Source organism: Micromonospora sp. RV43, from assembly GCF_001029515.1.
Taxonomy (GTDB): Bacteria; Actinomycetota; Actinomycetes; order Mycobacteriales; family Micromonosporaceae; genus Micromonospora; species Micromonospora aurantiaca.
The window spans coordinates 1-5,024 of the sequence record NZ_LEKG01000295.1 but is presented as its reverse complement, the minus strand read 5'-3'; the positions used below and the strand labels follow the sequence as shown (position 1 = coordinate 5,024).

Below are 5,024 nucleotides of genomic sequence, written 5' to 3'. Positions count from 1 at the left end.
CCGGCGGCACGGCCGACCGCCCCTGGCTGGGCGTGGCGGGCGCTACGCTGGTCTTCGTCGCGGTGACCGCCCACCTCGTCGCGCTCACCCATTGGCTGCGCCGCGCCCTGCCGGCCCGGTTCTCCGTCACGGTCCGCTACTACCTGGCGGCGACCGTGGCCCTGCTCGCCGGCGTGCCGGTCGGCGCCGGGATGCTGGTGATCGACGACCCGCTGCGCCCCCGGCTGCTGCTGTTCCACGCGCACGTGAACCTGCTCGGCTGGGTGACGCTGACCGTCCTCGGGACGCTGCTGACACTCTGGCCCACCGTGCTGCGTACCCGGATGGCCGACGGTGCGGTCCGCGCCGCCACCGTCGCGCTGCCGGTGGCGACGACCGGACTCGTCCTGCTGGGCGTCGGCCTGCTCGCCTGGTGGCGGGTCGTCGCCGCGGCCGGGCTGAGCCTGTTCGCCCTCGGCGCGCTGATCGCCCTGCGCCCCGCGCTGGCCGTCGCGCGCACCCGCCCCCCGTACGCGTTCGCGTCCTGGTCGCTCGCCGCGGCCGGCGGCTGGCTGATGGTCGCTCTCGCCGTGGACGCCGCGACGCTGCTGCCCGCTGCGGACCCGGCCGGCGCGGCCGACCGCTTCGGTGCGGTGCTGCTCCCGCTGCTGGTCGGCTTCGTCGCCCAGGTCCTCGTCGGAGCCCTGACCCACCTGCTGCCCGTGGTGCTCGGCGGCGGACCCGCGCCGGTGCGCCGCCGCACCGCCCTGCTGGAGCGGCACGGCCCGCAGCGCGTCGCGATGACCAACGCCGCCCTGCTGGTCCTCGTCCTGCCCACCCCGCCGTTCGTCCGCATCACCACCTCACTGCTGGTCCTCGCCGCGCTGGTGCAGTTCCTCGTGCCGGCCGTGCGGGTCCTGCTCACCGCCCGGAGGTAACCCGTGTCCGCGCGCACCGACGCCCCCGTGCCCCGCCCGCTCGGCGGAGCAGCCGTGGGTCTCGCCCTCGTCCTCGTCGCCGTCCTCGTCGGGGTCGCCGCCCAACGCGTCTCCGGTGACGCACCCGTCCCCGCCGCCGCCACCGCCGTCACCCCGACCGGGCACACCACCACGGTCACAGTGGTCGCAGACGGCATGCGTTTCCACCCCGACCGGATCGACGTGCCCCGGGGTGATCGACTGGTCATCGAGCTGACCAACCGGGACAACCGCCGCCACGACCTCGTCCTGGCCTCCGGGGCGAGGACACCGCTGCTGACGCGGGACGGCGACGCCCGGCTGGACGCCGGCGTGATCGGGGCGACGGTGGAGGGCTGGTGCTCCCTGCCCGCCCACCGGCAGGCCGGCATGACACTGCGGATCGTCCCGACGGGGGCCACGGTGACCGCTCCGACAGGGACGGCCGTGGCGACGGAGGGGACGAGGCCGCGCCTCGATGCCATGGCCGACCCTGGCGCGGCCTTCGTCGCCCGGGACGCCACCGCGCCGCCCGCGCCGCCCGGCCGGCTGCACCGGCGGGAGCTGCACGTCCGGGAAGTCGTCCGGGAGGTCGCGCCCGGGGTGCGGCAGCGGCTGTGGACCTTCGACGGAACCGTGCCCGGCCCGGTGTTGCGCGGCCGGGTCGGCGACACCTTCGAGATCACCCTGGTCAACGACGGCACCCTGGACCACGGCATCGACTTCCACGCCGGTGCCGTCGCCCCGGACGAGGTGATGCGCCCGATCGACCCCGGGCAGCGGCTGACCTACCGGTTCACTGCGACCCGCGCCGGCATCTGGATGTACCACTGCTCGACCATGCCGATGCTGCACCACATCGGCAACGGGATGTACGGTGCGGTCATCGTCGACCCGCCCGACCTGCCCCGCGTCGATCGCGAGTACGTGCTCGTCCAGTCCGAGTTCTACCTCGGCCCGGACGGCGAGCCCGGCGACCTGGCCGCGATGCAGGCGGAGCGCCCCGACGCCGTCGTCTTCAACGGCTACCCCGCCCAGTACGCGCACCGTCCGCTGCCCGCCCGGGCCGGTGAACGGGTCCGAATCTGGCTGCTCGACGCCGGCCCCAACCGAGACAGCTCGTTCCACATCGTCGGCGCCCAGTTCGACACCGTCTACCGGGAGGGGCACTGGGAGAACCGGCCGACCGACCCCGGCGGAGCCCAGGTGCTGTCCCTCACCCCGGCCGGCGGCGGCTTCGTGGAGACGGTCTTCCCCGCAGCCGGGCACTACCCGTTCGTCAGCCACGCCATGGTCGACGCCGAGCGCGGCGCCCGTGGCCTGTTCGAGGTCCGGTGACCACCATGAACACCGCTGTCGTAGCCGACCGCCCGGCAATGCGCCGCCGCCGCGTGCGGCAGTTCGTCCCACCCCAGCACGGCGCGTGGGCGATGCTCCTGCTGCCGTACACCGTGGGGGTGGCCTTGGCCGGCCCGCGCTGGCCGCACCTGCCGCTGCTCGGCGCCTGGCTGACCGGCTACCTGCTGTCGTATTACGCCTTCCAGGCGATCAAGAGCCGTCGGCCGAGCCGCTTCACCCCCCAGCTGCTGGTGTACGGCCTGCTGGCGGCGCCGCTCGCGGCGACCGTGGCGCTCGCCCGGCCCGCCGTCCTCTGGTACGCCCCGGGCTACGCCGCGCTGCTGGCGGTCAACGCCGGATACGCCTGGCGTCGCCGGGAACGGGCCCTGCTCAACGACTTGGCCTCGGTGGCGCAGAGCTGCCTGCTGGTCTTCGTCGCGGCGACCATCGCCGGTGTGTCCGTCACCCGGGTCACCCCGGCCTTCGCAGTGCTCCTGCTCTACTTGTTCGGCACTGTCCTCTATGTCAAGACGATGATCCGGCAACGCGGTGACAGCCGCTTCCTCCGTCTCTCCGTCGGATACCACGTGCTCGCCCTGGCCGCCGTGGTCTGGCTGGTGGATGTGCTGCTCGGTCCGGTCTTCCTGCTGCTCCTGCTCCGGGCCGCGCTGCTGCCGGCACGCCGGCTCCGCCCTGTGCAGGTCGGGATGATCGAGATCGGTTGCTGCCTGGTCGTTCTGGCCGGGGTGCTGGCGACGCTCTGATCCGTGCGCAACGTCCCCCACTCGGAGGCGGTTGGTCCCTTGTCTCTGTCTGCTACCAAGAGGCCGTTGCCTGCCGGCCGTGGGCATAGTGCGGCCGGAGCGCCTGGGTGAAGGGCTAGGGGTGCGTGGATGAGAGCGGTTGTGTACGACCGGTACGGGTCGCCGGATGTGTTACGGATCGAGGACGTCTCCAAGCCGTCTCCCACCGGCCGGCAGGTGCTCGTCAAGATCGCAGCGACCTCGGTCAACCTGAGCGACTGGGAGACCCTGCGCGGCTCGCCGCTGTATTCGCGCATCGGTGGGCTGCGCTCACCGGCACGCCGGACACTCGGTTCGGACATCGCAGGCCGGGTCGATGCGGTCGGCCCGGCGGTCACCCGGTTCCGGCCCGGTGACGCGGTGTACGGTGACAACCTCATGCTCAAGGGCGGCTTCGCCGAGTACGCGATCGCTCCCGAGTCGGTTCTGGCCCACAAGCCCGCCGCCCTGACCTACGCCGAGGCCTCCGCGATTCCGCAGGCGGGAGTCATCGCATGGCAAGGGACTCAAGGCGCGGCAGCCGGAAAACGGGTTCTGATCAACGGTGCCGGCGGCGGATCGGGCTCATTCGCCATTCAGGTCGCCAAGCGGTTCGGCGCCGAGGTGACCGGCGTCGACAACGCCGGCAAGCTCGACTTCATGCGATCGGTCGGCGCGGACGAGGTGATCGACTACCGCAGCCAGGACTTCACCCGCAGCGGCCCGTACGACCTCATCCTCGACCTGGTCGCGCACCGGTCGGTGTTCGACTACCGCCGGGCACTGGCCCCCGGCGGCCGTTACCGGTGCGTCGGCGGCTCGGTCCCGGCGCTGCTCCGCGTACTGACGATCGGTGCCGCGGCCGGCCGGCTCACCCACCGCCGCCTGGGTGTGCTCGCCGTCAAGGAAGGGCCGACGCATTTCGAACCGGTGGCCGACCTCTGCGCCACGGGTGACCTCACCATCCACATCGACCGGACCTTCACCCTCGATGAGGTGCCCGAGGCGTTGGCCCACGTCGGAGAGGGCCGAGCCCTCGGGAAAGTCATCGTGACCGTCGTCTGACCCGATACGCCGGTATCGATTTACATTGACAGCCGTCTTTACTAACATCGTGGCTGGGAGTCGCCATGCGCTGCTGGGCAGCAGTGCCGTCCACCCCTGGGACGGCTTGAATCGATCGGCGTCACCTTCTCCGGGGTGGGCACCCAGCGAGGGCCACTGGGCGCCGGCGCATCCACTGGAGCATCATGAAAATCTCACGGACAGGACGCCGTCTGGGACTGGGCGCGGTCGCAGTTCTCCTCGCCTCGTTCACGATGGTCGTCGTCAACCAGGCCGATCCGGCCTCGGCGCACGGATCGGTCACCAACCCGCCGACACGCAACTACGGATGCTGGGAGCGCTGGGGTTCCGATCACCTCAACCCCACCATGGCCCAGACCGACCCGATGTGCTGGCAGGCGTGGCAGGCCAACCCGAACACCATGTGGAACTGGAACGGCCTGTACCGCGAGAACGTCGGCGGCAACCACCAGGCCGCCGTGCCGGACGGACAGCTGTGCAGCGGCGGTCGCACCCAGGGCGGCCTGTACGCCTCGCTCGACGCGGTCGGCGCGTGGACCGCGAAGCCGATGCCGAACAACTTCACCCTCACGCTGACCGACGGCGCCAAGCACGGCGCCGACTACATGTTGATCTACATCACGAAGCAGGGTTTCGACCCGACCACCCAGCCCCTCACCTGGAACAGCCTCGAGCTGGTACTCCGCACCGGCAGCTACCCGACCACCGGGCTCTACGAGGCGCAGGTGAACGCGGGCAACCGCACCGGGCGGCACGTCGTCTACACCATCTGGCAGGCGTCCCACCTCGACCAGCCGTACTACCTCTGCAGTGACGTGATCTTCGGCGGCGGCGGCAACCCGCCGCCGACGACCCCGCCGCCCACCACGCCGCCGCCCACCAC

General features: G+C 71.9%; 5 protein-coding genes and 1 pseudogene. All 6 read left to right on the top strand.

Annotation, left to right across the window (positions count from 1 at the left end; all coding sequences use genetic code 11):
- A partial coding sequence (locus tag ABD52_RS36205; RefSeq protein ID WP_047894714.1) for a hypothetical protein occupies positions 1–917 on the top strand: 917 nt, incomplete at its 5' end.
- A gap of 3 nt (positions 918–920) precedes the next feature.
- The gene (locus tag ABD52_RS36200; protein ID WP_047894711.1) at positions 921–2,273 is read left to right on the top strand and encodes a multicopper oxidase domain-containing protein; all 1,353 of its coding nucleotides are present in this window, start codon (positions 921–923) and stop codon (positions 2,271–2,273) included.
- A 5-nt stretch (positions 2,274–2,278) separates the two neighbouring features.
- Complete coding sequence (locus ABD52_RS36195) at positions 2,279–3,037, top strand: YwiC-like family protein (protein WP_047894713.1); 759 nt, start codon at positions 2,279–2,281, stop codon at positions 3,035–3,037.
- A 129-nt stretch (positions 3,038–3,166) separates the two neighbouring features.
- A pseudogene (locus ABD52_RS41285) lies at positions 3,167–3,391 on the top strand (NAD(P)-dependent alcohol dehydrogenase); the annotation flags it as partial.
- A gap of 63 nt (positions 3,392–3,454) precedes the next feature.
- On the top strand, positions 3,455–4,120 hold the full coding sequence (locus ABD52_RS36190; protein WP_235437668.1) for an NAD(P)-dependent alcohol dehydrogenase: 666 nt from the start codon (positions 3,455–3,457) through the stop codon (positions 4,118–4,120).
- A 185-nt stretch (positions 4,121–4,305) separates the two neighbouring features.
- Positions 4,306–5,024, top strand: a 719-nt coding sequence (locus tag ABD52_RS36185) for a lytic polysaccharide monooxygenase (RefSeq protein WP_053065540.1), incomplete at its 3' end; no start/stop codon positions are given.

Excerpts from the sequence above, each read along its gene's own strand:
- ABD52_RS36195 (WP_047894713.1), top strand. The coding sequence starts at position 2,279 with ATGAACACCGCTGTCGTAGCCGACCGCCCGGCAATGCGCCGCCGCCGC.
- ABD52_RS36190 (WP_235437668.1), top strand. The coding sequence starts at position 3,455 with ATGCTCAAGGGCGGCTTCGCCGAGTACGCGATCGCTCCCGAGTCGGTT.